The sequence below is a fragment of the Pseudidiomarina salilacus genome, assembly GCF_047323925.1.
In the GTDB taxonomy this organism is placed as follows: Bacteria; Pseudomonadota; Gammaproteobacteria; order Enterobacterales; family Alteromonadaceae; genus Pseudidiomarina; species Pseudidiomarina salilacus.
Genome location: NZ_CP178751.1, coordinates 1,308,034 through 1,333,445, shown reverse-complemented (window position 1 = coordinate 1,333,445; position 25,412 = coordinate 1,308,034). Strand labels below are relative to the sequence as shown.

The 25,412-nt window shown below is 43.7% G+C and carries 24 protein-coding genes; 20 read left to right on the top strand and 4 right to left on the bottom strand.

Annotated features, from left to right (window positions below; genetic code table 11):
- Nucleotides 1-9: 9 nt before the first annotated feature.
- The 16 genes from ACJ8W9_RS06365 to ACJ8W9_RS06290 all read left to right on the top strand — a co-directional run bounded on the left by ACJ8W9_RS06365 (nucleotide 10) and on the right by ACJ8W9_RS06290 (nucleotide 16,520).
- On the top strand, nucleotides 10-1,467 hold the full coding sequence (locus ACJ8W9_RS06365) for an oligosaccharide flippase family protein (protein ID WP_411360675.1): 1,458 nt from the start codon (nucleotides 10-12) through the stop codon (nucleotides 1,465-1,467).
- Nucleotides 1,464-2,459, top strand: a complete 996-nt coding sequence (locus ACJ8W9_RS06360; protein WP_411360674.1) for a glycosyltransferase — start codon at nucleotides 1,464-1,466, stop codon at nucleotides 2,457-2,459. Before ACJ8W9_RS06365 ends, ACJ8W9_RS06360 begins: the two co-directional genes overlap by 4 nt.
- Nucleotides 2,459-3,472 (top strand): glycosyltransferase family 2 protein, encoded by a 1,014-nt coding sequence (locus tag ACJ8W9_RS06355; protein ID WP_411360945.1) that lies wholly within the window; start codon nucleotides 2,459-2,461, stop codon nucleotides 3,470-3,472. Before ACJ8W9_RS06360 ends, ACJ8W9_RS06355 begins: the two co-directional genes overlap by 1 nt.
- On the top strand, nucleotides 3,460-4,389 hold the full coding sequence (locus tag ACJ8W9_RS06350) for an ATP-grasp fold amidoligase family protein (protein WP_411360673.1): 930 nt from the start codon (nucleotides 3,460-3,462) through the stop codon (nucleotides 4,387-4,389). Before ACJ8W9_RS06355 ends, ACJ8W9_RS06350 begins: the two co-directional genes overlap by 13 nt.
- Entirely contained in the window at nucleotides 4,390-5,550 is a 1,161-nt protein-coding gene (locus ACJ8W9_RS06345) for a glycosyltransferase (RefSeq protein WP_411360672.1), read from the top strand.
- A 6-nt stretch (nucleotides 5,551-5,556) separates the two neighbouring features.
- On the top strand, nucleotides 5,557-6,720 hold the full coding sequence (locus ACJ8W9_RS06340) for a CapA family protein (protein ID WP_411360671.1): 1,164 nt from the start codon (nucleotides 5,557-5,559) through the stop codon (nucleotides 6,718-6,720).
- Nucleotides 6,717-7,790 (top strand): EpsG family protein, encoded by a 1,074-nt coding sequence (locus ACJ8W9_RS06335; protein WP_411360670.1) that lies wholly within the window; start codon nucleotides 6,717-6,719, stop codon nucleotides 7,788-7,790. Before ACJ8W9_RS06340 ends, ACJ8W9_RS06335 begins: the two co-directional genes overlap by 4 nt.
- Nucleotides 7,791-8,669 (top strand): glycosyltransferase family 2 protein, encoded by an 879-nt coding sequence (locus tag ACJ8W9_RS06330; RefSeq protein WP_411360669.1) that lies wholly within the window; start codon nucleotides 7,791-7,793, stop codon nucleotides 8,667-8,669.
- The gene (locus ACJ8W9_RS06325) at nucleotides 8,662-9,810 is read left to right on the top strand and encodes a glycosyltransferase (protein ID WP_411360668.1); all 1,149 of its coding nucleotides are present in this window, start codon (nucleotides 8,662-8,664) and stop codon (nucleotides 9,808-9,810) included. The genes ACJ8W9_RS06330 and ACJ8W9_RS06325 overlap by 8 nt, the downstream gene beginning before the upstream one ends.
- 500 nt (nucleotides 9,811-10,310) lie before the next feature.
- Nucleotides 10,311-10,907 (top strand): sugar transferase, encoded by a 597-nt coding sequence (locus ACJ8W9_RS06320; protein ID WP_411360944.1) that lies wholly within the window; start codon nucleotides 10,311-10,313, stop codon nucleotides 10,905-10,907.
- Nucleotides 10,904-11,524 carry an acetyltransferase gene (locus ACJ8W9_RS06315; protein WP_411360667.1) on the top strand — a complete coding sequence of 207 codons (621 nt, stop codon included), beginning with the start codon at nucleotides 10,904-10,906 and terminating at the stop codon, nucleotides 11,522-11,524. Before ACJ8W9_RS06320 ends, ACJ8W9_RS06315 begins: the two co-directional genes overlap by 4 nt.
- Before the next feature lie 14 nt (nucleotides 11,525-11,538).
- Entirely contained in the window at nucleotides 11,539-12,714 is a 1,176-nt protein-coding gene (locus ACJ8W9_RS06310; protein WP_411360666.1) for a DegT/DnrJ/EryC1/StrS family aminotransferase, read from the top strand.
- Nucleotides 12,715-12,730: 16 nt separating this feature from the next.
- Nucleotides 12,731-13,783 carry an NAD-dependent epimerase gene (locus ACJ8W9_RS06305; protein WP_411360665.1) on the top strand — a complete coding sequence of 351 codons (1,053 nt, stop codon included), beginning with the start codon at nucleotides 12,731-12,733 and terminating at the stop codon, nucleotides 13,781-13,783.
- A 23-nt stretch (nucleotides 13,784-13,806) separates the two neighbouring features.
- Nucleotides 13,807-14,973, top strand: a complete 1,167-nt coding sequence (locus tag ACJ8W9_RS06300) for a nucleotide sugar dehydrogenase (protein WP_411360664.1) — start codon at nucleotides 13,807-13,809, stop codon at nucleotides 14,971-14,973.
- Nucleotides 14,974-15,293: 320 nt separating this feature from the next.
- The gene (gene csrA / locus ACJ8W9_RS06295; RefSeq protein ID WP_411360663.1) at nucleotides 15,294-15,446 is read left to right on the top strand and encodes a carbon storage regulator CsrA; all 153 of its coding nucleotides are present in this window, start codon (nucleotides 15,294-15,296) and stop codon (nucleotides 15,444-15,446) included.
- Between the two features lie 114 nt (nucleotides 15,447-15,560).
- Complete coding sequence (locus tag ACJ8W9_RS06290) at nucleotides 15,561-16,520, top strand: hypothetical protein (protein WP_411360662.1); 960 nt, start codon at nucleotides 15,561-15,563, stop codon at nucleotides 16,518-16,520.
- Nucleotides 16,521-16,565: 45 nt separating this feature from the next.
- Here ACJ8W9_RS06290 and tnpA read toward each other — a convergent pair whose 3' ends face one another.
- From tnpA to ACJ8W9_RS06270, 4 genes are all read right to left on the bottom strand, one after another.
- Nucleotides 16,566-16,838: an IS66 family insertion sequence element accessory protein TnpA gene (tnpA, locus tag ACJ8W9_RS06285; protein WP_411360661.1), complete on the bottom strand. Its 273-nt coding sequence runs from the start codon at nucleotides 16,836-16,838 to the stop codon at nucleotides 16,566-16,568.
- A gap of 144 nt (nucleotides 16,839-16,982) precedes the next feature.
- On the bottom strand, nucleotides 16,983-17,825 hold the full coding sequence (locus ACJ8W9_RS06280; RefSeq protein ID WP_411360660.1) for a hypothetical protein: 843 nt from the start codon (nucleotides 17,823-17,825) through the stop codon (nucleotides 16,983-16,985).
- Nucleotides 17,812-19,479 carry an AAA family ATPase gene (locus ACJ8W9_RS06275; protein WP_411360659.1) on the bottom strand — a complete coding sequence of 556 codons (1,668 nt, stop codon included), beginning with the start codon at nucleotides 19,477-19,479 and terminating at the stop codon, nucleotides 17,812-17,814. The genes ACJ8W9_RS06280 and ACJ8W9_RS06275 overlap by 14 nt, the downstream gene beginning before the upstream one ends.
- A gap of 114 nt (nucleotides 19,480-19,593) precedes the next feature.
- The gene (locus ACJ8W9_RS06270) at nucleotides 19,594-19,794 is read right to left on the bottom strand and encodes a hypothetical protein (protein WP_411360658.1); all 201 of its coding nucleotides are present in this window, start codon (nucleotides 19,792-19,794) and stop codon (nucleotides 19,594-19,596) included.
- A 538-nt stretch (nucleotides 19,795-20,332) separates the two neighbouring features.
- Between ACJ8W9_RS06270 and wecB the strand changes: the two genes are divergently transcribed.
- From wecB to galE, 4 genes are all read left to right on the top strand, one after another.
- A complete protein-coding gene (wecB, locus tag ACJ8W9_RS06265; protein ID WP_411360657.1) occupies nucleotides 20,333-21,472 on the top strand; it encodes a non-hydrolyzing UDP-N-acetylglucosamine 2-epimerase in 1,140 nt (379 codons plus the stop codon).
- Between the two features lie 263 nt (nucleotides 21,473-21,735).
- A complete protein-coding gene (locus ACJ8W9_RS06260) occupies nucleotides 21,736-23,115 on the top strand; it encodes an AAA family ATPase (RefSeq protein ID WP_411360656.1) in 1,380 nt (459 codons plus the stop codon).
- Nucleotides 23,112-23,807, top strand: coding sequence for a retron system putative HNH endonuclease (locus ACJ8W9_RS06255; RefSeq protein WP_411360655.1), 696 nt, complete (start codon nucleotides 23,112-23,114; stop codon nucleotides 23,805-23,807). The genes ACJ8W9_RS06260 and ACJ8W9_RS06255 overlap by 4 nt, the downstream gene beginning before the upstream one ends.
- 544 nt (nucleotides 23,808-24,351) lie before the next feature.
- Entirely contained in the window at nucleotides 24,352-25,362 is a 1,011-nt protein-coding gene (gene galE / locus ACJ8W9_RS06250; RefSeq protein ID WP_411360654.1) for a UDP-glucose 4-epimerase GalE, read from the top strand.
- The last annotated feature ends 50 nt before the right edge of the window (nucleotides 25,363-25,412 follow it).

Here is a 25,412-nt window from a genome sequence, read left to right as displayed (position 1 = left end):
AAATCTTTAGTGAAAGAACTGAATTTTAGAGTAACTGCACTTGCTGCTTACATTTGGAGCTTTTTCGAGCAACTAGGCCGGCGCGCCAGTGGGTTAATCACAACACTCGTGTTAACAGCACTTATTGCTCCAGAAGAATACGCTATTATTGCGGTGTGTTCGTTAGTGATTGCTTTAGGTAACATAATTTCTGATGCAGGAATGCGAGTAGCCTTAATTAAATCAGAGAAGATTGAGGCTAACGATTATTCCGTAGCATTCACTGCAAACATTCTCATCGCATGTTGTTACGTCTTGGTAGCCTACTTATCGGCTGGCGCTGTAAGTAATCTATTTGGGGTTTCTTCAGGTACCCGGCTTATTCAAGTTGCTACGGTTGCCGTAATTGCTAATGCTATTGGCTATTCATCAGTCGCTAATTTACAAAGAAACTTAAAATTTAAATTAACTGGAATAGCGGGTCTAGTTTCGGCCGTTTCATCCGCGGCAAGTGCTATTTGCCTTGCGGTTTGGTTCGATTTTGGCGTATGGGCTATAGCATTTCAGATCATTTCCCAAGCCTTAATATATAATGTTTTATGTTTTTATTTTAGTTTAGATAGGCCCGTTTTTTGTTGGAATATCGTCCGGTTCATTGAACTATTCAAAACGAGTTACAAAGTTCAAATATCGAACTTTTTAAATGTTTTTACTGAGCAATTTAATGCTCCCTTAATAAGTGCTTTCCTTTCTGCATCACTGGCTGGTGTATACTTTTTAGCAACGCGGGTTCGCGATGTAATTGTTGGTCAACTATTTACAACATTACAGCAAGTACTCTTCCCTCTCTTCTCAGGTATGCATCGAGATAAGAAGGACATCTTGAGTGCGTACCGTAAGCTACTTGTGTTATCTGTAAATATTATCGTTCCAGCATTTACAATATTAGCGTTCGTATTACCTTTTCTTTTAACTTCGGTACTTAATGAAAATTGGGCACAAATTCGCTCGATACTCTCAATTCTAATTTTAGCTGCAGTGCTTTATCCAATACATTCGATAAACCTAAACGCGCTAAAAATTCATGGCGATGGGAGTGAATTTCTAGAAATTGAGGTTTTCAAAAAATTTCTTTTCTTTCCAATTTCTATCATAGCTATTCAATTTGGTGTAATCGCTCTAGCATGGTCTGAGCTGATATTTTCTTTTGCTTGTTTCTTTGTTAATACAAAATACAGTGCCAAAATCATGGGGATAGGGCGAATAGAGCAGTTATCTATTTTCTTTAAAAGCGCTTTTATTACGTTAATAGCATTTTCGGTTCCTTACGTTATTTTTAGTGGTCTAGATAACCTAGTGGTTAGCACAGCCTTGATCATAACAACATTCATGCTGTTGTATACACTACTACTATGGGGCTTGGATAGGGCCTCTTTTTCGCTACTGTTTTCTGAAGTTTATCATCTTGTACGTCGAGGAAAAGTTTGAAAATTTTGATAGTTGCCGATAAAAAAGGGTGGGCTTACGATAACATTGCAAAGTATGTTCAAACTAACTTCGCTAGTGAGCATCAGGTTACTATTACCTATCTCGAAGAAATAACGAAGAATGGATTTCGAAACCCCTTAAAAGCAATAAGCGCGCGATATAATCGGTGTCTTAAGAGAATTTCAACCCGGAAAGTGAGGTTCGATGTTGTTATTTATTTAGGGTTCTATTTTATCGACCATAGTATTGATATTCCTTGTAAATTGACTGTTGTTGGGATTTACACTACGGGATTTCCGCCAGCTCAATCTGCGGTAACTAGAATCGAGGAATTTCGACAGAGGTACTTGGATAAAGCTGATGCTGTAATAGTTGGAACGAAGCAGCTAGTGAATGAGTACAGCGCTTTTCATGATAGTGTTTATTTTTGCAATATGGGTTTTGATGAAAATTTTTGGAGCTCTGATTCATTAACCACTAAATTATCTAAAGATGCCACATCTAGTGCTGGGAAGGTCTTTACGATTGGATGGACTGGTAATCCTGACAGGGCATTTAAGGGCTTTCATACGATAATTGAACCTGCAATTGAGAAACTTAGAATACGATATCCGCAAGTAAGATTAAAAACCCAATTTAGCGGCTCGCTTACCCAATTACGCAATTTTTATTCTGATGTGGATGTTGTTGTAATTGCTTCTGATGCAGATGCTGGCCCATCACTTTTCGCCGAGGCTAGTTTGATGGGTATTCCAACGGTTACAACTCGAGTAGGCTGGCCAGAAATGGTAGTTGAAGATGGTGTGAATGGTTTTATTGTAGACCGAGAAGTAGGTGCTTTTTTCGAAAAAATATCAGAGCTAATTGAGCAACCGAAAGTTCTATATTCAGCGGCCACGCGTATAAGAAATGATTATATTGCCAAATTAGGCCACCGTGTATTGCGAGATAACTGGTCAGTTTTGTTTGAGCATTTAGAGCGTAAACTGTGATGCCGACACTTACAGTTGCACTTGCATCGTATAATTGCGATAGCTACGTTGTAGAAGCTTTAGAAAGTTTGGCACCAAGTTGCATTCGAACGCGAACGAAGCTTGTTGTGATAGACGATTGTTCGAGCGATAGAAGTATTGATCTAATTCGTGCGGTAGGTGATAGGTTTCGAGATTTAGATTTGACGCTAGAGCAGAATGACAGCAATCAAAGCTTGGGTTATGTTCGTAATCGCAGTATCGAGTTGTGTGACACCGATTACATCGTGATGGTTGATGCTGATGACGTTTTCCATCCAGATTTCTGTAATATTATTTTGAATGCCCTTGATAATAATTTGGGTGTTGATGCACTTGTATTCAACTACACAGTATTCTATGGAAGCGACTTACCTGAAAATGCTTGGAATGGTGATGTAGCTCCCTTTAAAAGCGTTTCTCCGCTAGATATTCTTGCTCGCCCAGCGTTTACCTGGATAAAAGCTTTTAATACCGATTCTTTAAAAAAATCAGGTGTACGTTTTCAGCCGAATGTTTCGCGTCAAGACATCTTTCCGCATTGGGATTTTTTCACTCAAGAGAACCTTAAAATTATTATGTCTCCACAGTCATTGGTTGCATATCGACAAAATGACAAGAGTGCGACATTTGATAATGGTGCTAAGCTTCTTGATATGTTTTTTGCATTAGAATTAATTGAAAACTTTGTGGCTTCAAAGCTTTCTGGTGAGTCAGAAAATCTCTATTTGAGATGGAAATATAGTGTGATGTTCGGCACTTGCTCCAGAATCAAGCGAGCTCATCGGAATTTAGCGCTAGAGAAAACAAAAAAACTGGTTAAAGTAGCTGAATATAAGCGCGTAAGAGCAAATTTGAAACTCAACTACAATGATATACGAAAGCGTATTTTTTACAAATTCATATTTAATGATCAATTATTTTTACGCATTACTTTCAAAGTTTCAGAGTCGGCGCATAATATTCTTAGAAAGGTTAAATCATGGCTAATATGAGAAATATGTTGGTAAAGTTGAAAAATGAAAACTTTGCCATACGTGTTGTATGGCACCTTTACTTGCTTATACGAGGTTGGTTTAGCTTAAAATTTCTAAGTGATGAAGAGAAAATCATCTCTCTTTACAAATCATATAGCGGCAGGATACCAAACTTAGATGCCCCTTTGTTGTTTAGCGAGAAACTTCAAGCTATTAAGTTAGATAAGGAGAAGAGCTCGCTAATGAAGGAGTTCGCCTGTAAGTACAAATGTCGTGAAGCACTGTCGAAGAAAGGTTTGGAAAACATTCTTATAAAACTCCTTTACGTAACTGACAAGCCTCTGGATGTCCGTAATCTGGAACTCCCTAAACGTTATGTGATCAAAGCAAGCCACGGTTCGGGGTGGAATATCATAAAATCTAATGAGAATCGTAAACTTAACTGGTTTTGGGTTAAGGTACTCACTTGGGTTTGGTTGAAATCGAATATATTCTGGTTAGGGCGTGAATCATCATATAAAGATCTTAAGCCTTTCATTATCATTGAGGAGTATCTTGAGAATACCCGTGGGAATTTACTGGATTATAAGTTGCATTTTTTTAATGGCAAGTTTGAGTTTGTTCAAATCAATTCCGACAGAAATGGTAAAGCCCCTGTTCAGAACTTTTATGATATAGATTTTAAGCTGTTGCCGTTCTATAAAGATATAGAAAGCAATCCAGACGTATTGATTGAAAAACCAGCTTTATTTAACGAAATGATTGAGATAGCTTCGAATCTGAGTAAACCATTCGACTATGTACGTGTTGATTTCTATGAAGTTTCAGGGAAGCTGTATTTTGGTGAAATGACCTTTTTCCCTCATAGTGGTTTACCAGATTTCAGGCCGGTTGAGTACGATGAATTTTATGGCAATCGTTTGAGTATAACCTGAATGAACAATCTTAAAGTCATCCACTTTACTAATGTTCTAAATCGCGGCGGTACTGAGATGATGCTCTTGGATTTAGTTGCAAATTCAGATGATTCGCTCGAACACCAAATTGTCGTGAACTATAAATATGAGGAAGATAAACGAGGTGAGTTAGATGCTCTGTTCGAGGCGCACGGGGTACAGATTTTGTATCTTAAAAATGCGGTAGCGGATGGTTATTTTCGATATATACGAAATGTGTACAGAACGCTAAAACCTCGATTAAATAATGCGAGTGTAGCGCATATTCATTTAAATGCGAAATCAGGCGTTCCTGCTTTTATATGTAAAGCACTATTAAGAATCCCCGTCGTAGTTCATAGTCACGCGGTGATTGTGTATCGAGGAAGCCATTTATCGGTGCTTGCGAATAATATAGAAGCCGTTTGTCAAAAAATCCTCATTCGACTTATAAACCCTTATAAATTTGCTTGCTCAATTTCTGCGGGTAAAAGCCTTTTTGGTGGCTTTAAGCCGGGGAAAAGCAAAAAACACTTTGTATTTAATAATGCGATTGATTTAAAAAAGTTTCCAAATGAAAGTAGATTTGCTCGTTCGATGGTTAAACAGGCGGGGCAAAAACTTGTGCTCGGTAGTTTAGGCCGTGTTGTGCGCCATAAGAAAGTTGATGTTGCGATTCGACTTCTTGAGCGGTTGCGGCAAGAAGGTTTGAATGCCAAGTTGCTAATTGGCGGAAGGTATGCTGATAGTGCGTACAAATGTGAGCTTGAGAGTCTTGCAAAAGAATTACAGGTATTCGAGTTTGTGATTTTTCTTGGCTCCATTGACGACGTTCCAGGCTTCTTTAAGAAAATTGATGTTTTTGTTTCCCCATCTATTCACGAAGGCTTTGGCATAGTTGGGCTAGAAGCCCAGGCCTGCCATTGTTTTACGTTACTTTCAAATGGATTTCCTAAGCTAGTTGATATGGAATGCGGTTTAGTACGGTTTGTTGATAAAGATGCGTCTATTGATGTTTGGCTTTCTCAGCTGCTTGGATTAATTCGCCAAGAAAAGCCTCCGTTGCCTAAAATTCATGAGACGATTATAAAACGAGGGTTTTCTGCAAGCCATAATGCGAAAGCAATATTAGATACCTATAAAAAAATAGTAACGAGCTGAATGTAAATGAACGATCTAGTTAGTAGCGAACCCTATATTGTTATCGCTGGAGATACCTGTCCATATCTCGGGCATACTAAGTCCTTCGATAATATGGATGAAAACGCTATTTTTGGTGAATGCGCCGCAATAATAAAAGCGGCTGATTTTGCATTTTGTAATTTAGAGTGCCCATTTACAGATTCCCAAACAGCAATTTCGAAGCCTGGTCCACGCCTTAAAAATTCGCCAGCATATCTTGAGATTATTAGGAATGTCGGTTTTACTCACTTTGGTTTAGCAAATAACCACATCATGGACTTTGGTCTTTCGGGAATCGACGATACCCTTGAACAAATCAAACAAAGAGGTGGTATTGCGCTTGGTGCTTCAGGAGAGTTTAACACTGATACGCCAAACTATAGGTCGATTATTATCGATGGCAAATCGATAGCCTTAATCACCCTAGCTGACAGGGAGTTTAACTGCAGTCAAACGAATGGTGTTGAGGTTGGCGCTAGTATTTTTGATCCATGCTTTTCTTTAGCGCAAATCCGAGATTTAAAAGCCCAGTTTGATTTTGTTATATGTATTTACCATGGAGGAATGGAATATTTCCAGTTTCCGAGCCCAGAGCTCAGAAAGATTTGTCGTGCGATAGCGGATTTTGGTGCGGATGTCGTTTTATGCCAGCATAGTCACTGTATTGGATGTGAAGAGCACTTCGGTGAAGCCAGAATTGTTTATGGACAGGGTAACTTTCTGTACGGCTATCGCAATGAGTGTGATGTGTGGAACTCAGGCCTGCTACTAAAAGTATCGATTGTTGATGAAAAAATTCAATTAGACTACGTAGTGACCGAAGCCCATGAGCTTGGAATTAGTATCGCACCAGAGTATAAGGCTCGACAAATAATGTCAGGTTTTTTCCAAAGAAGCGAGAGATTAAGAAATGCACCACACGCAGTGAATAAAGATTTTGAACAGCTTTTATATGCACGGCATAGTTTGATCGTTAGTCAAGCGTTTGGCTGGCCGGTTTGGTTAATACGTTTGAATCGATTGGCCCAAAATAAGATATTCGATATGTTATACGGAAAAAATGCATTGCAAAGATTTTTAAATTACTCTCAGTGTGAAACGCACCGAGAAGCAATACAAACTATTCTTCGAAAGAAATTAAATAAATGATCTATGCTTTTTTCTTTTTAGGCTGCTCAGCTTTGGCATTCTTTTGGCAATACTCGCGAGGCTCCGGATCTCGGACATTTTGGTTTACTTTTCTCACATTATTTTTAATTATTCTTCCGGGTCTTCGCTCATATAACGTCGGCACGGATACGGGTAATTATGTAGGAATATATGAGCAATTCTACAGTTCAAATACAGGGCTGGAGTTTATTTTTAATTACTCTCTAGAGCTTGGCTTTACACTGTTGATGTTTTTCGCGTCTGGAATATCAGATTCACCTACATCTTTGCTTTTTATATGCTCTATAGTTTTTTGTCTTACTATAATGTTCTCTTTCAAGAGATTGAATCGCGCAGGAGCAAACTCTTTACTTCTCGTAATTAGCTTTTTGGGATTGGGCTCTTACTTTTTTATATTTAATGGTGCACGCCAAGGTATAGCCGCGAGTTTTGTTTGGCTAGGATTTTCGTTTCTGTTGACGAATAATATAAAGAAATATTTAGTATGTTGCATTGCTGCCATGTTGTTTCACAGCACTGCGGTGGTCGCCTTAGCTTTTATTATATTTCGAACACGCTTTACTTTTCTAAGAGCAACTTTAGCGGCTGGCGTGGTGGTGATTGGTTTTGGAATGCTCGCTACACTTCTACCGTTATTGTTTTCTGATTCGTTTGAAGCGCGATATGCTGTCTACATAACGCGGTCTGCGCAAGGCGGAACGTTTGTATTTCTCTTTTATTTAATTAACGCGCTCTCTATTTTATCTTTACTTTTTAAATATAGCTCAAGGTTTGCACCGTATACTTTGAACATTTTAAACTGGGGGCTTGTGGTTTTATCCTCAATTGCTTTGTCTGTTTTCGCTTACTCCCTTGATGTTAATTTTTATCGGCTGCTTATTTACTTAGACGTTTTCATTATTTTCGGGTGGGCAATTATTTTGCCTGCTATTACGTCTTTTAGAGGTCGACTACTTGTTTATATATTATTTGGTACTGTGTTTCTCATTTATATGACGTTATACACAAACCGTTTTTCTGATTTAGTTCCTTACAGTTTGGTAGTTTAAATGAAAGATTTTGGTTTAATAACAGTCGCTATTCCATTTTATAACCCAGGGAAGCATATTTTAGCTGCGGTAGAAAGCGTACTTGCACAAACCTACGAGAATTTTGAGTTATTATTGATCGACGACGGTTCTACCGATGGTTCTATGGAGTTAACTAACAAATTTAATGACTCGCGTATAAAACGATTTAGCGACGGAAGAAACCTAGGGTTGGCGGCTCGACTGAATCAAAGTGTCGCAATGTCTAAAGGCGTTTTTTACGCACGAATGGACGCGGATGATATTATCCTGCCTGAAAAGTTTGAAAAACAAGTAGAAGTCTTGGGGTTTAACTCGAAGATTGATCTAACATCGTGTGGTGTGATTTTATTGAACAATGATAATTCTGTGGTTGGCGTTAGAAAAGGACAGAAACCACCAAACGTTATTCCAGATGATGCTTTTCTTACTGGAACATTTGGTATCACACATGCGGCGGTTATGGGGCGAATAGAGTGGTTCAAAAGAAATCCATACAATGAAACCTTTAAATGTGCACAAGATATCGAGCTTTGGACAAGAACGCTTTTAGCGAATGACCTTAGTATAAAAATATTAAGAAAACCGCTTTATATCTATAGAGATGAGGGGAACGTTAAGCCAGTTAAACTTAATCGAGTTTTTAATGCTAAATATAGAATCGCAAAGATGTATTTTGGATATTCTAAAAGAGTCTATTTTGGAATGCGTTGGATTTTGTATAGCGTCATTACTTATACTTTTTCGGCATTTGGTTTAACTCATCTTCTCTACTCGAAGCGAAGCAGTACGGCATCGTCTCCGTCGAGTGAGACTGTAGCTCGGGTTGAACATGCATTAAAGGTGTATGAAAGTGAGTGACCCTGAAGTAAAAAAGCCGAAATTACTGTTGCTTGTAACTGTGCCAGACTCACTAATATTTTTTGAAAAGCAACTAAAGAGCTTGTCCCATATATTTGATGTAACGGTGTCTTGCGCTCACGACAGCAACGTATCGACTTTTATCGAGAGTGAGGGGGTCAACTATATTCCTCTATTTATAAATCGGCAATTTTCTCCTCTCCACGACGTTCGCACCGTGTATGAACTTTGCAAGATAATTCAATCGGTTCAACCAGATATACTTCATGTAAACACTCCTAAAGCAAGTTTACTTGGTTTGATTGCGGGCTTTCTAATGAGAGTTAAGGTCCGGCTTTATGTTTGTCATGGTTTTGCTCACCATTCTAGGCAAAGTTTGGCGGCTCAAAAATTTTTTAAGACGTTAGAGCGGATTCGTTGTTTATTATCCACACACGTGCTATCTGTCAGCTCAAGTTTACGAGATGAATTATCGAAACTTTCTGGTTCTAAAAAGGTCGATTTAATTCACAATGGTAGCATTAATGGCGTTGAGTTGGATGGAGTCGCGAAGACCTTCCAGTTAGCGCCAACTTATAATCCTTCTCCTAATTCTATTGAGCCATTTAGATTACTGTTCGTTGGTAGAGTAACAAAAGATAAAGGTATAAATGAACTGTTTAGGTCATTTGAAGAGCTATTCTCCGAAGGAATTAATATCGCTTTGCAAGTGGTTGGCAAGATAGAAAATACATATTACATTGACGAAATTGAACAAATGTCTAGGAAATATCCGGGAAATTTTTCGTATCTTGGATTCCTTGATGACCCACTGCCAATAATGTCAAAAAATCACCTTCTAGTATTTCCTTCGTATAGAGAAGGGTTTGGTATGGTTATAATTGAAGCTGCGTCTGTGAACCTTCCTTCGTTAGCTTTTAGGAATCTTGGAACAACCTCTATAATAGAGTCTGGAATAAATGGGTTTTTAACACCTGAGCAAACCAGTTGCGATCTGACTAGCATTATACGTAGCTTGATTCGTAACCCAGAGGAATTCAATAAAGTTAAAAGTAACTTAGCGGATCTAGCTTCTCGTTATGAGCGCGAACGTGTAATAGCAGCAACGAAGGTTTATTTAGAACAATTATTAAGGTATTGACTGTTGGTTCTTAGCTTTAAAACTACAGAATCGCGGTAGCGAATACATCAATATTGTCCGTGTGAGCGGTGGTAAATCCAAACATCATATTTAAGAGATGGCTTGTACAGTAGGCTTCGATAATATCATTTTCAGCCGCCGGAATTTAAGTACAACGTTTAGATTTAATGGTCCTTATCGATGTCGGGTTGCAAATATTAGCGGCTCTCCTGCTTTCTGCTTAGGAATATCGGTTAATAAATTCTTTGAGTACAGTTCAATTGGCTTTCTGTTATGAATAATTATGCTAACTGATAAGGAGCAGTTACTGAGCAACATGATTTTGGTTACGCAGTGGCGCTTGATGATGCTGAAGCTTTTTCTGACACACTTTTACATAAAGTCGATAACAAGTCTCAGTTTGAAGTCAAGGGACCAAGATTCCGCAAGCTTGCGGAACAACAATTCAACCGCATCGGCCTTGCTGATAAGTGGCAGGGCTGGATGCTAGGAGCAATACGATCGTGAACCGACTGATTGATGGTTTTGTATCTGCCTTCGGTCTATTGATTTTGATGCCGTTGCTAGGTGCTTTGTCAGCGCTTGTATTGATTTACCATGGGAGACCGATATTATTCCACCAAACTCGGGCTGGACTTAATGGTAAACCGTTTATAATGTTGAAATTTAGGACAATGCGCGATGCTGTCGATAGCAAGGGCAATCCTTTGCCAGATTCAGAGCGCATTACGAAATTTGGTGCATTCTTGCGTGCAACAAGCCTTGATGAACTCCCTGAGCTTTGGAACGTACTGAAAGGCGATATGAGCCTCGTGGGGCCGCGACCTTTACTCATGGAATATCTACATTTGTACACCCCAGAGCAAGCACGTCGCCACGAAGTTCGCCCGGGCATTACAGGTTGGGCACAAGTGAACGGTCGTAATGCCATTAGCTGGGAAGAAAAGTTTGAACTCGACGTTTGGTATGTCGATAATCGTTCGTTGTGGCTTGATATCAAAGTACTCTTTATGACGGTGAAGAAAGTTTTTGTACGCGAGGGTATTTCGGCTGACGGGCATGTCACGATAGAGAAATTTAAAGGCTCATCGAAATGATCAACCGCCTCGCGATCATTGGTGCAAGCGGCCACGGCAAAGTGATTGCTGATATTGCCATAGCTTGTGGCATTCGCGACATCGTATTCTATGATGATCGCTGGCAAGAACTCGGTGAACATTATGGGTGCTCTGTTGTCGGGAGTTTAGACGACGCTATTGCCGCTGGTGCGACAGAATATGACGCAGCAGTCGTGGCGATTGGTAACGCCAGAACGCGCTCTACGATTCAAAGTCAATTGCAGCGGCTGGCTCCGGCACTCATTCATCCTTCAGCGGTTATCAGTTCAACTGCTACGACAGGCCAAGGTTCCGTAGTCATGCCAAATGCCGTCATAAATGCCGACACCGTGATTGGCGATGGTGTAATTATCAATTCAGGCGCAGTAGTAGAGCACGACTGCACTATTGGCGACTACTCACATATTTGCCCCAATGCAGCGCTCGCCGGTAGCGTTACCGTTGGCGCGCATAGCTGGGTTGGAATTGGCTCGTCAGTGATTCAGCTCGTTACCATAGGCGCTCACGTCACAGTTGGCGCAGGCTCAGTCGTTATTCGCGATATTCCCGACGGTCATACCGTTGCTGGCAACCCCGCAAAACTCTTAAAGCGATAGGAAGTTATTCGTTTATGCTAAACACTCCATTCTCCCCTTGGCCATCATTCACAGCTGAAGAAGCTAAGGCCGTCCACGATGTTGTTTTATCGAATCGCGTTAACTACTGGACTGGCACCGAATGTCGCGAGTTTGAAAAAGAATTCGCTACATGGGCAGATGCGTCATATGCGGTCGCACTGGGTAACGGTACTTTAGCGCTTGATGTTGCATTGCAGGCTTTAGGTGTGAGCGAGGGCGATGAAGTTATCGTGACTCCACGTACCTTTATTGCCTCGATTTCTACCGTAGTGAACGCCGGTGCTACGCCGGTATTTGCTGACATCGATCGTGATTCGCAGAACATCGAAGCACACACCATCGAGCCAGTCATTACCCTACGCACCAAAGCCATTATTGTTGTCCATCTGGCTGGACGTCCCGCCGAAATGGACGCCATTATGGCCTTGGCCGAAAAGCACGGACTGTACGTTATCGAAGATTGTGCCCAAGCACACGGAGCGCGCTACAAAGGCCGCTCGGTGGGGAGCATAGGCCACATCGGGGCATGGTCATTTTGCCAAGACAAGATCATGACCACAGGCGGCGAGGGCGGCATGGTCACCACTAACGATGAAGCGCTATGGCGCAAAATGTGGTCATTTAAAGATCACGGCAAGAGTTACGAAGCTGTTTATGAGCGCGAGCATCCACCAGGCTTCCGCTGGTTGCACGAAAGCTTCGGCACCAACTGGCGCATGCTCGAAATGCAAGCCGTCATCGGCCGCATTCAATTGAAGCGGATGGCTTCTTGGACGGCTGCACGCCAGCAAAACACCGCAGCCATCACTGAAGCTTGTTCTTCGTTTTCAGTTGTACGCACACCTTCTGTACCAGACCACATGGAACACGCCTGCTACAAGCATTACTGCTTCGTAGAACCATCGCAGTTGGCCGACGGCTGGTCACGTGATCGCATCGTCTCCGAGATTGTTGCGCGCGGCGTGCCTTGCTTCCAAGGCTCATGCTCAGAAGTCTACTTAGAGAAAGCCTTTGACGGCACCGGCTGGCGTCCAGCTGAACCATTACCAGTCGCCCGTGAGCTAGGTGAGACCTCGCTGATGTTTTTGGTGCATCCGACGTTGACGGATGCTGAGATTCAGAAAACCTGCTCCGTCGTGCGCGAGGTGCTGGCACTAGCGCAGAAGTAGTGGAAAGGGAACGAGCATGAAAATATTAGTTACCGGCACAGCTGGATTTATTGGCCACTTTACCGCGTTACGGCTCATCGAATTGGGCCATGAAATCGTTGGATTAGACAGCATCAACGATTACTACGATGTTGAGCTCAAATATGGAAGGCTTGAAAATGCGGGGTTTAGCAGATCAGAAATTGATTGGCATAAATTGGTTGAATCAAATAAATTTGGTGGTTACCAATTTACTCGGGCAAAACTAGAAGAGCGGGAACATCTGCAACAATTATTCGAAACTCAAAAATTCGATGCTGTATGTAACCTCGCGGCCCAAGCAGGTGTTCGTTATTCTTTAGAAAACCCTTATGCCTACATCGACTCTAATATTGTCGGTTTCATGAACATTCTTGAAGCTTGTCGAAACCATAGTGTGCAGAATTTAAGTTACGCGTCCAGCTCTTCGGTGTACGGTTTAAATGAATCGATGCCGTTTAGCACCTCAGATAGCGTTGACCATCCTGTAAGTTTGTATGCTGCCACAAAAAAATCGAACGAGCTAATGGCGCATACCTATGCGCATTTATATGGAATTCGGTGCACTGGATTAAGATTCTTCACGGTGTACGGTCCCTGGGGACGCCCCGACATGGCCCCTTACTTATTTACAAAAGCAGCTTTTAACGGTGAAACGATCAAGGTATTTAACCACGGTAAAATGAAGCGTGACTTTACCTATATCGATGATATTGTTGAAGGTGTTGTTCGCGTCATTGAAAATCCGTGTTCGCCAGATTCCTCTTGGGACGCCTGTTCGCCGAATCCATCCAGCTCGTCTGCACCTTACAAAGTTTATAACATTGGCAATAGCGATACAGTTCAGCTTTTAGACTTTATTAAGGCCGTCGAGGACGCTGCGGGCATTGAGATTAAGAAAGAGTTTATGCCAATTCAACCTGGTGATGTTGTCGCTACTTATGCAGACGTATCAGATCTAGCCGAGGATATGGGCTACCGACCAGCTACGCCAGTGACGGAAGGTATGAAACGCACAGTCGAGTGGTATCGTAGCTTTTATAACGTTTAATCGTATAAAAATAGAGAAGTATTATGAGGATAGCTGTTGCAGGGACAGGCTACGTCGGCTTATCTAATGCTGCGTTGCTGGCACAACACAATGACGTTGTTGCTGTCGATATTGTTAAAGAGAAAGTAGATAAAATTAATCGTGGCGAATCACCGATTGTTGATAAGGAGCTCAGTGAGTTTTTGGCTTCTGGAAACCTCAATCTTAAAGCCACTACTGACGCTGTCGCTGCGTATGAAAACGCTGATTATGTGGTCGTAGCGACACCGACTGATTATGACCCCAAAACGAACTTCTTTAATACTAGTACGGTGGAGTCGGTCGTTGCGCAGGTGGCTGGTATTAATCCCGCTGCCGTGATTGTGATCAAGTCCACGATCCCGGTTGGGTACACCAAGGAGTTGCGCGAACGTTTTCCGGCATTGCGGATCATTTTCTCGCCAGAGTTCTTACGCGAAGGCAAGGCTCTGCACGACAACTTGTATCCCTCGCGCATTATCGTGGGCGGGTTCGATGAAAGTGCATCGGCTTTCGCTTCTTTGCTGGCGCAGGGCGCACGCAAGCAAGACGTACCGATTCTACTAACTGACTCAACCGAAGCTGAAGCTATTAAGTTGTTCGCTAACACTTATTTGGCCATGCGCGTCGCGTACTTTAACGAACTCGACACCTACGCCCAGACGCATGGGCTGGACGCCCGCCAAATCATTGACGGCGTGTGTTTAGATCCGCGCATCGGCAATCACTACAACAACCCATCGTTTGGTTACGGTGGTTACTGCCTACCAAAAGACACTAAGCAGTTGCTGGCGAATTACGACGATGTACCGCAGACATTGATTTCAGCAATTGTGGACGCCAATCGTACCCGTAAAGACTTTATTGCCGATAGCATTATAGGTCGCCAACCTCGTGTCGTTGGCGTTTACCGTCTAGTCATGAAACAAGGCTCAGACAACTTCCGTGCTTCAGCCGTGCAGGGCGTCATGAAGCGTATCAAAGCCAAAGGCATCGAAGTCATCGTCTACGAGCCCGCGTTGTCTGAACCTTCGTTCTTCAATTCGCGCGTCGTCAACGATTTGGATGCGTTTAAAGCTGAGGCTGACGTCATCATCTCGAATCGTTTGTCGCCTGAGTTGGAAGATGTTGCCGCAAAGGTTTATACCCGCGATTTGTTTGGAAGTGATTAGTGTCGTAGCCCGCAGTTTTACTGCGGGGGAAGCTCCGGGGCACACTCGGGTGGTTTGAACGAACATCGAGGTGTGTTCAGGTTGGGCCCGTAGTAGAACTACGGGCTACCTAGGCTCGGAAAAGCGTCATCTGACCTTTAGATGACGCTTTTTGTTTTTATTGACCCTTAAAAAGGTTCAATTGACTTGTTTGTGTCGGCTTTTGATAAATAATTTGGAAAAAAGTTGGATTCTTTCGCGTGATCCGTCAAGTTAGAGCTTTGACCTAAACAAAGCGACTTATTATGTTAATTCTCACAAGACGTGTCGGCTAAACTATTATGATTGGTGAAGACATCACTGTCACCGTCCTCGGCATAAAAAGCAACCAAGTACGCGTTGGCGTTTACGCCCCGCGTGACGTCGACGTGCACCGCGAAGAAATCTACCAGCGTATCCAAGGCGAGAGCATTGATTATCCCAACAGGCTCTAGCATTATTTCAAAAATGGAAATTAGTATCCAATACTATCAATTGAATGAAGCAAAAGGCGTACACGTGCAGTGTATTAATGTTAGCTATTAGTTACAATTGGATGTTTCTGATTTATGATTGAGAATATACCGCTATCTAAAGTACAGAAGGAAAGACTGACGATACTCGAGCCACAGCTAAGATCATGTGTCAAAACTGCCGATCTAAATCGAGCTAAGAAGATTACCGCCGAAATTCAAGAATTATTACGACCCACATGCCATGAAACCCGCATCCTGCAAGCTAAGAATTGGCTTTATGAAACTGCATTGGAAGCTGGCCGTCTAACGTACGCAAAGCTTGGGTTTGAGGGGACGATTCAAAAAAGCAGTTCGAGAACTAGGTTACATCTTGAAGCGATTTCGCTCCTAGCAATTTGTTATCTAAGAGAGAATAACCTGGAAAAAGCTCGGGGAATGGTTGCTCGAGCCGTAGGGAATATTAACAATATTAAATCCCCAGAGAGACGGAAGCAGTTTCATAGGCGCCTAATCCAGAGGCTGGAAGAAGAAAGTATCCTAGTAGGTTTGAAGTCAGAAATAACCGATTCGCTTATTCTGGAAGAAGTTGATTACCGAGCAATTCAGCTTGTTAAAATGAAATCCGAAAACGAGATATTTGCAGAGATGGGGAGAGCGGTTCCTCAAAGGTCTGTTGACCTCCTCCAAGACATCAGGAGTGCTTACATCTTGCGCCTTCCTGGCCCCGATCGAAAAATGCTTCTACCGCCCATAACCGAAGAAAACAAGGAGGCTCTTGGTAAACGTGCAAGTTCCGCGTTAAAACGAGTTGCTTGGAGGGCTGTTTGCTGCTCCGACAGTGATATTTATAAAGCATGGAGCCAAGGACTATCGGTTGTTTATGATAAAAAGTATATTGTTGGAGCGATCGTTGCAGCATTTACCTCCGCCAGTATTTCGGTAATGATGGTAGCCGCGAGCGCGGCAGCATTGGCCATAAAGTTTGGTGCAGAAGTCTTTTGTGAGATGTATGCCCCAAGCTCACTTATGATCGATAGAAAGGATAAAAGCTAACAATTTAGGGTGTGATAAAGACTATCAAAGCCTAAGGTGTTCAGGCTATCGCCTAGGAAATCTCTGGCTCTTCGCTCTTTTATCTTGGGGGCCCCCTGAAAAACGGAGCATTGTCAGTGGATCAATTTTACTCCGTTGGTAACACTGTGCCTGATCAAAACCGTTATCGTGCTTTTTAAGCAGCTCGCGGCGTCGTTTACTAAAATAGGCAGGATTAAGTTCGCGTTCAGCGCAAAACGTTGCCTGGGTTTGACCGCTTTGCTCAAACGCCTCAAAAAGCTCTAGCCATTGCGCATGGCTGCGATGGGTACGACTCATAAATCACCTCGTTGGTTGAAACGTGGTGATTAATTAGGCCATCTGCAACCGTGTGCCTAGGTGTGGAATCTGTGACGCTTACGCAAAAATGAGTTTGGCTAAGTGATAGACTGGTAGCTTAAACCTGCACTGTTCATACTTAACTTAGATTGCACCAGCTAATTTAGTCAACCGTTCAGAGTCGAGCATCAATCCGGTGAAGAAAATCGACGACCAGTTATTTGGAGTACCGTACTCAGTATCCTTCGAGTCACGATATTTTTTTATCGCATCCTTTAATTCAAATTCCGTTACAGCTCGCGGTTCATCAGGAAGAGTTAACGCTAATATGTCTCGAGGTCGAAGCGCTAGAGTCGACCATTGTTTTTCAAACCATCCTTGTGTGGCAGGGTTGAGAATGACATTCTCTAAATGGAAGAGGAGTATGTCTAAATTAGGATGATCCTTATTGATAACTTCAATAGATATTTCTGGGGTCTCGAAGCTTCCTGTAAAACTTGACTGATACAGCCTTTGCTGGACAAATGCATCGTAGTATGGATGAATCGCTCTGGCCGATGGAAAATCACCTTTTACTCGTGTTCCTCGAAGTGAGTTACAGTTACATGACGGAATTAAATTGTGAGAAAAACAGGAAAACTCAGGGTAAATGTCTTTAGGAAGGTAATGGTCTATAGATCCATTTCCAAAGCTACCACACATTGGGCAAACTAAAGGTGATAGATTACGACGAAATTTCTGAATGAAACTAAGTCTGCCCTTAGGAGGCTTTAGGTAGTGAAGTTTTAGTGAATTTTTCAGTGGTTCCCCAATATTAATTGAGTTTATAACCCATGGATTACCACCGTTTTCAACATAGCTTTGATACTGTTGACGAATTCGCAAATATTCATTCATTAAATCGGGGTAGCTACTCAAGCGAGAATTATTAGCCAACAGTTGTAGTTCATGAATATTATCTATTTCAGGAGGGCTAATCGCTTTCATAAATAGCATCCTCGTTAAGCTTGCGATGTAAATACATGATTACGTCTGAGGATAATTCTTCCTTTAGCTCGTTTAATATTATATCTCGCTCTTGTTTGTTCGACGGTAGGTTGTTTATTAGTTTTGCCACCAAGGCGTTGGTTATCTCATCCTCAAAAGCAAAATAAGAAATTGCTCCGACATCGGCTCCAAATGTCTTGATTCTGGGGTTTTGAATCACAACTTGATTATCCTCGCCAGCTTTGAAAACTAACACTTGGGAGCGAGGAACTTCCCTCACAAAATAAGCTGAGTGTGTGGCTATCAATGCAATAGACCCTGTCAACTCAAGTAAACGATCGAGAATTGTCACAAATTCGGATATAAAGTTCGGATGGAGGTGGGTTTCTGGCTCATCCAATAAAACAAGAGTCCCATTTTCGATAAACAAACAAGCTTGGACTGTAAACTTGAGAAATGCTAGCTGACCACTACTAAGCGGATAGGCGTTATTTTCTTGCAAAACAACGGGGTTTGCATTACCTACAACACTGCCTTGAATTTCTAACCTTGCTTGCTCCCCTCCTTCTTTTAGTCTGAGCAGTGGGACATAATGCTTTCCCCGAACGCTACGGATATGGTTAGCCCAAGCGGTTGGGTTAGACTTTAGGGGAATATGTATATTGTTGATATTTGGAAGTGTTCGAATAGCTTGCTGAAAAAGGTCCCAACGGTCGTTACTTCCGATAGACTCAATAGAACGAGCTAGCTGCACGCACAAGTCACAAAAGCCCTCTTGTGCTTTTGCTCGAGCATTTCGGTTTAGAATAAGACGTCGATATTTGATTTTGCCTCGCACTCTTTCAGGAGGGAACGTATTTACTGTTTCACCAGGCGTTGCGATGGCAAGAAGACGGTTAATAAGTGGTCGACCGATTTCTCGATCTTGAAAATCTGTACCATTAGTTATCAATGAGTGAGCGACAGTGTAAAGTGCTTGGCTTTTACCTAATCCATTTTTTCCGATTAGAATACTAATTCGTTTGGGTAGAATACTATTAGTCTCGAAATTAAGCTCAAAATTATGTGGCACAGAGAAGTTCGGTAACTGATATGAAAGTGATAGCTTCGTTGAAATACTCGAAAAGCTTTCTTCATCTAGCCCATCAAGAATAGAACTTGCATTATGAAAGGCATAAAAACGTTCAGAGTCTCTCATAAAAGACAGCTTAAAAACTTCTGTCTCAGTTGCTTTGGACACCAGAAACCTATTAGTCCCACCGGTTTTTTTCAAAGCAACTAGGTCGTTTAAAGATTTTAACGCTTCTTCTGCATTTTTATGTCCAAGTTGGCGTACTAGCATACGGTAGTCATTCATGGAGCGTTGAATTGTAAAAAAAGTGGGTAATTCTTCTGCGTTAATTAAGTCACTTTCAAATCTAAGTCGTCCAATATGATTTACTCTCTCATCATTTGATATAAAGCCTAGCATCAGGTTTCCATTTATAGGGTCGGAACCACTTCCCAGATGAATAAAATATTCGTAGGCGCATCGATATGTAAAATCATTCCAATTATCTTCTGAAGGCATCAGAAAGATGGAAGGTTCTTTAAGTGTTCGGAAGTCTAACGGCTCCGAGCAGAAATATACGCTGAAGCTCGATTGCTTTTCCATTGAATTTCCCTGGTAGACTTTTGTATTAAAACGTTAAACTTTAATACGGCTTGTGTTGTTTTTGCAAAACTTTTTATTTTAGAGTGATGAGTTGAGGTAATTAAAAAGTATGACTCACCACCCAAACACCCGCGGTATCATCCATACCGCGGTCACACTATAAGCCAGCAACACCAGCACCTCAATCCGCGAAAAGTCCGCGAAACGGTACGCCCCCGCATTCATCACCATTAGGTTAGTCTGGTAGCCGAACGGGCTGATGAAACTCGCTGAGGCGCCAAAGACGACCGCCATCACAAAGGGCATAATGCTCACGCCCAAACTTTCTGCAATATCTATCGCTACAGGGAATACAATCGTTGCGGCGGCGGATGTCAACCGCTGACCATACTTTTATGGTTAATATAACCGCCAAGTAGGTCAAAAGATCTGTAAAAAGTGTCAATTGACCCAATGCGGTACCTGTAACCACTCCAATGAACCCTAGCAGTGTGATTGCTTCCTGTTTGCCTATCAGGGTAGGGCTAAGGCGCTGCCCCTCGAGCAAGAAGAAATTGCGCTCTCGATTGCGGTGCCTGTAAAAGTCTTCGCTGGTCGCTAGAACTAGGCGGTCACCGGCGCGAATGGCGACTTAGCCTAATTTGCCAGAGATGCGCTCGCCACCTCGGTAAGGTTGTTCAGATGTTGCTGTTTGTGTGTATTGACCCCGAAACCAGCTCAGCTGACTGAGATGTTGTCAACAAGGTGTGAAAACCTCTCCATTCATCCGCGCGTGGACGCGACCGTAAGCGGTCAGGTCCTCGATTTCTGTGGCGTAACCCGCGTCTAACTGTTTTTAAATAGGTAGTTGCTCATGAAAGTTCTATTAGCCTTTGGTACGCGCCCAGAAGCGATCAAAATGGCGCCGTTGGTGAAAGCCCTTCAAGCCGATGCGCGCTTTGAGGTTGTGGTTGCTGTAACCGCTCAGCATCGCGAGATGCTCGACCAAGTGTTGGGCTTATTCGAGATCACACCCGATTACGATTTGAATATCATGAAAGCAGGGCAAGACCTGTACGACGTGACCTCGTCGGTGCTTTTGGGCATGCGCTCAGTACTGGCAGGATCTCAACCCGAGCTGGTGCTGGTGCATGGTGACACGGCAACGACTTTTGCTGCATCTCTAGCAGCTTTTTATGCGCGGATCCCAGTAGGGCATGTCGAGGCAGGCTTGCGTACACACGATTTGTACTCGCCATGGCCAGAAGAGGCGAACCGTCAATTGACCGGACGTTTATCCCAATGGCATTTTGCGCCCACTGAGCGTAACCGTCGTGATTTGCTGGCCGAGGGCGTTGATGAAGGTTCGATTTTGGTCACCGGCAACACCGTTATTGATGCGTTGCAGTGGGTCACTTCGAAGATTGCTTCGTCTGATGCGTTACGTGCGTCGATTGCCGATGCATTGACCGCTGCTGGCTTGTCGGTGGACTTGTCATCGTCGCGTTATGTGCTGATCACCGGGCATCGTCGCGAAAACTTCGGCCAAGGCTTCGAGAATATTTGTGCGGCACTGCGTTCGTTGGCGGTTGCGCACCCCGACGTGCATTTTGTTTACCCAGTGCACTTGAACCCGAATGTGCAGAAGCCAGTACGCTCGTTACTCGGCGGCTTGACCAATGTGCACCTGATTGAGCCCCTTGGCTACGAGCCGTTCGTTTGGCTCATGCAGGGCTGCCATTTAGTCCTGACCGACAGCGGCGGCGTGCAAGAAGAAGCCCCAGGCCTCGGCAAACCCGTGCTCGTGATGCGCGACACCACCGAACGCCCCGAAGCCGTCGAAGCCGGCACCGTGCGCCTGGTCGGCACCTCCGTCGACGCTATCGTCTCGTCGGTATCATCGCTGCTGACTGACGCTTCCGAGTACGCCTCCATGTCCCGCGCCCACAACCCTTATGGCGACGGCAAAGCTTGCGCTCGTATCTGCGACTTCTTGGGCTCATCGGCGTCGTAGCCCGCAGTTCTACTGCGGGGGAAGCACCGGGGCACACTCGGGTGGTTGGTTTGACATTGGTGTAGTGGGTGATTAGACCCGTAGTAGAACTACGGGCTACCTAGATTGAGAAAGGAGCCGTTTGGCTCCTTTTTGCGTTTACTCGGCCATGACACTGAAATTGCGCACAAAAGCCTACTATGAAATACGATTTTCAAGGATGCACCAAAGCTATCTTTGGCTTATATTAGGTATTCAACCGCTTTACTAATTTGGACAACGTTTTGCAAAAGCAAATATCCTTACGCTCATTGAAGCTCGTTAACTTTCGTTGTTTCGATGAGATCACTATCAACTTCGATCAGAGCACCACAGTCTTAATTGGAGCGAATGGTGGTGGTAAAACCGCATTATTAGATGCGATTGCTATCGCTTTAGGACCTTTGATAGGAGCTTTCGACTTTTCCAATGGAAAGCACTTCAGTGGACAAGATATTCGCCAGTTCAAGGCGAGAGCGACGAGCCAGCTCGAAATGGAATATGCTAACGGCGGCGTATCGTTGATCGCGACTGGATGCATTCCGCTAGCAACCAAAGGCTGTGAACAACAATGGGGACGAGAACTTTCAAGTCCGAAGAATAGTAAAACGACAATCAAGAATGCTAAACAGTTAATTAATTATGGGCAGTGGCTCCAGTCAAAGGTCAAAACAGGCGATTCTGAAGTGATTTTGCCTTTGATTGCATATTATGGAACTGGGCGTCTTTGGCATCAGCGGCATTTACACCAAATCGATAAGAAATTGAAAAAATCATCGCGAACAATTGGCTACACGGACTGCCTCGACCCAGCATCAAGTTATAAGTTATTTTCGAGCTGGTTTAAGTACTGGTCGTTGAATGCTCAGACCGAACGGTTAAAAGCTTTTGAAGTCGGTGAACCTGTACCCAAAAGTGAATTTGACGATTTTCTAATTTCAGTAACGTCGGCCGTAAATAAATGTTTGAACGTGTCAGGGTGGCATAACATCAAATATTCGTTTGCTGCGGAAGATATCGTAATTGAACATAAGGAACACGGGCAATTACCGGTGAAGCTATTAAGCGATGGCATCCGAAACATGATCGGAATGATTGCAGATATAGCGTTCAGAGCAACAAAACTTAATCCACAACTGGGTGAGCGAGCCTCGGAGGAAACTCCCGGAATTGTCCTTATTGATGAAGTAGATATGCACTTGCATCCCGAGTGGCAGCAAGTTGTTGTTAGTAACCTAAAATCAGCTTTTCCGCACATTCAATTTATAGTTACAACACACAGTCCCCAGGTACTGAGTTCAGTCAAACGCGAAAATATAAGAGTTCTTGACCGCAACAGCGCTGGCGAATTCATAGCTGAACCTCCATTGGAGGATACCTACGGTCGCGATAGTGGTGAAGTAATGCATACGACTATGGAAGTCGATCCTAGCCCCCCGATTGCAGAGAAATCGGATATGAATCGTTTGCTTGAATTAGTAGATAGTGGATTGTATGAATGCGCCGAAGCACAGGAACTATTGAAGTCAATGAACGAAAAACTGGGAGTGGAACACCCCTTTATCGTGCGTTTACAAAGAAGTATTCGTCGACAACAAATTATGAGTCAGTTAGGTGAGTCGTGAAGTATATAAAAAAAGGAGTGGGGCATCATCCCCAGTTGCAAAATGCGGCTCTAAATCCTCCTAATTCATCGGCTGAGGCCTCGGCGCGTTGGAACTCGCTGAAAGACAAAAAGGGACTACTCAGTATCTTGCTGCGAGAGCAGTATCATTTGTGTGGTTATAGTGAATATCATTGCTCACCGATTGGTTTTCACATCGAGCATGTTGAAAATAAATCCCAAAATCCACAAGGTACGTTTGAATTTTGCAATTTATTGGCTTCAGCGTTCCATAGTGATGCATTAGCGCGAATTCCAGCAAAAGATCTCTTCGGCGGGCATTCTGTGGGCAAGTCTATTTCTGTAGATATGACTCGTTTCGTTAGCCCTTTAGATGCCGGATGCTGGCACTACTTTGTCTATTTGCAAAGCGGTCGTGTTATTCCAAATCCAAGGATTGGTGAACAATCTCGTGATAAAGCATCCTACACAATTGATTTGCTGAATTTAAATAGTGCGTTCCTGGTCAGCAAACGTCGGGCGCATTGGACGTCATTGGCAGCGGAGTTTGATGAGCATGTTGAGCAGGGGTGGTCTATTCGCTACTTGGTTGAAGCTTATCTTGTACCTACCAATTCTCGCTTGTTCCCATTCTTCAGTGTGACACGGCAGTTTTTTGGCACCGTTGCTGAACAAGTGATAGCGGAGGCTTAAGTTTTAGCCTGTTAAGGTTGGTGATCTTCCTGCTTTCACAAGCTCACCAATAACTGATGCCGAAAACAGCTTTCCTACCGTTGCGTTCTGATTAGTAGCGAAGTGTTTCACTGTGCAGTTCCATCTGGTTTGAATCGTTGTGTTAGTGGGTAAGTTATAGTTTATCTGCGGCTGGCGCGGGCTGCCCCTGCGCGGCAACACGTCAGTAATTTGGGTACCAAATTCAGGTTCATCGTCGCTCGGTTCAAGATCGTCAAAATAGTCATAGCGTTGGTGCCTGATTTTAGGATGGAGAAATACTAATATGAATAAGCTTTGCTGGAACTACGTGTATAGCGACCATTGGGGTTGAATCCGCTTTCGAAATGAAGGATCTCATAAAGTGGAACTAGATCATAACTGTACGATTTATTGGAGGATTACAATATCGCGCCACTGACTATTTGTGTAGGCATCGCAACCTACCGCGCGCTAGACCCGTACCAAGGGTAAGGGCTACAATGCGACTTCCTGAATACGCAGTAAAGAGACGCAAGGACGTAAGATGATTTTAGTCACTGGAGGCGCGGGTTACATTGGCTCGCATACGGTTGTGGAGTTGCTTGAGGCTGGGCACGAGCTGTTGGTGCTTGATGATCTGTCGAATAGCGTCCGCGAGAGCCTAAATCGTGTTGAGCACATCACCGGCAAGAAAGTCATCTTTGTGCAGGGCGATATTGCTGACAAAGCCTTACTGCGTTCCATTTTTTCCGACCACTCGATTACTGCGGTAATGCATTTTGCTGGCTTTAAAGCGGTCGGTGAGAGTGTGCGCGAGCCGCTGATGTACTACCGTAACAATTTCAGCGGCACCGTGAGCCTGTGCGAAGTCATGAACGAGTTTGGTGTGAAGCGCATCGTGTTTTCGTCATCGGCTACGGTGTATGGCGATCCAGCGAGCGTGCCTATCCGCGAAGACTTTCCGACGGGCGGCACCACCAACCCTTACGGCACCTCAAAGTACATGGTCGAGCGCCTGCTTGCCGACCTCTGTATTGCCGACCCTGAGTGGTCGGTAACCGTGTTGCGTTACTTTAATCCCGTCGGCGCCCATGCGTCGGGCTTGATTGGCGAAGATCCCAATGGCATTCCCAACAACTTGGTGCCGTACATTGCACAAGTGGCGGTCGGCAAACTCGAGCAGTTAAGCGTGTATGGCGACGATTACCCGACGCCCGATGGTACCGGTGTGCGCGACTACATTCACGTGGTCGACTTGGCGCGCGGACACCTTGCTGCGCTAGAGCACATGCGTCCGGGCTTCGATGCGGTGAATTTGGGTACCGGCAGCGGCGTGTCCGTGCTGGAGATGATCCGCGCGTTCGAAGCCACCTCAGGTCGCTCGGTGCCATTTCGCGTCGTTGCTCGTCGCCCTGGCGACATCGCCCAATGCTACGCCGACCCAGCCTACGCCCTTGAGCGCCTCCGCTGGCGCGCCGAGCTCTCGCTCGACGCCATGCTGCGCGACACTTGGCGCTGGCAATCGCAAAACCCTGACGGCTACGAGAAATCGTAGCCCGCAGTTCTACTGCGGGGCAGCGCATTCACAAATAAAGCTATTGCGAT

What these genes read in the sequence shown, in the direction of transcription:
- ACJ8W9_RS06355 (WP_411360945.1), top strand. Translation starts at nt 2,459, where the DNA reads ATGCCGACACTTACAGTTGCACTTGCATCGTATAATTGCGATAGCTAC.
- ACJ8W9_RS06350 (WP_411360673.1), top strand. Translation starts at nt 3,460, where the DNA reads ATGGCTAATATGAGAAATATGTTGGTAAAGTTGAAAAATGAAAACTTT.
- ACJ8W9_RS06345 (WP_411360672.1), top strand. Translation starts at nt 4,390, where the DNA reads ATGAACAATCTTAAAGTCATCCACTTTACTAATGTTCTAAATCGCGGC.
- ACJ8W9_RS06340 (WP_411360671.1), top strand. Translation starts at nt 5,557, where the DNA reads ATGAACGATCTAGTTAGTAGCGAACCCTATATTGTTATCGCTGGAGAT.
- ACJ8W9_RS06335 (WP_411360670.1), top strand. Translation starts at nt 6,717, where the DNA reads ATGATCTATGCTTTTTTCTTTTTAGGCTGCTCAGCTTTGGCATTCTTT.
- ACJ8W9_RS06330 (WP_411360669.1), top strand. Translation starts at nt 7,791, where the DNA reads ATGAAAGATTTTGGTTTAATAACAGTCGCTATTCCATTTTATAACCCA.
- ACJ8W9_RS06315 (WP_411360667.1), top strand. Translation starts at nt 10,904, where the DNA reads ATGATCAACCGCCTCGCGATCATTGGTGCAAGCGGCCACGGCAAAGTG.
- ACJ8W9_RS06310 (WP_411360666.1), top strand. Translation starts at nt 11,539, where the DNA reads ATGCTAAACACTCCATTCTCCCCTTGGCCATCATTCACAGCTGAAGAA.
- ACJ8W9_RS06305 (WP_411360665.1), top strand. Translation starts at nt 12,731, where the DNA reads ATGAAAATATTAGTTACCGGCACAGCTGGATTTATTGGCCACTTTACC.
- ACJ8W9_RS06300 (WP_411360664.1), top strand. Translation starts at nt 13,807, where the DNA reads ATGAGGATAGCTGTTGCAGGGACAGGCTACGTCGGCTTATCTAATGCT.
- csrA (WP_411360663.1), top strand. Translation starts at nt 15,294, where the DNA reads ATGATTGGTGAAGACATCACTGTCACCGTCCTCGGCATAAAAAGCAAC.
- ACJ8W9_RS06290 (WP_411360662.1), top strand. Translation starts at nt 15,561, where the DNA reads ATGATTGAGAATATACCGCTATCTAAAGTACAGAAGGAAAGACTGACG.
- tnpA (WP_411360661.1), bottom strand. Translation starts at nt 16,838, where the DNA reads ATGAGTCGTACCCATCGCAGCCATGCGCAATGGCTAGAGCTTTTTGAG.
- ACJ8W9_RS06280 (WP_411360660.1), bottom strand. Translation starts at nt 17,825, where the DNA reads ATGAAAGCGATTAGCCCTCCTGAAATAGATAATATTCATGAACTACAA.
- ACJ8W9_RS06275 (WP_411360659.1), bottom strand. Translation starts at nt 19,479, where the DNA reads ATGGAAAAGCAATCGAGCTTCAGCGTATATTTCTGCTCGGAGCCGTTA.
- wecB (WP_411360657.1), top strand. Translation starts at nt 20,333, where the DNA reads ATGAAAGTTCTATTAGCCTTTGGTACGCGCCCAGAAGCGATCAAAATG.
- galE (WP_411360654.1), top strand. Translation starts at nt 24,352, where the DNA reads ATGATTTTAGTCACTGGAGGCGCGGGTTACATTGGCTCGCATACGGTT.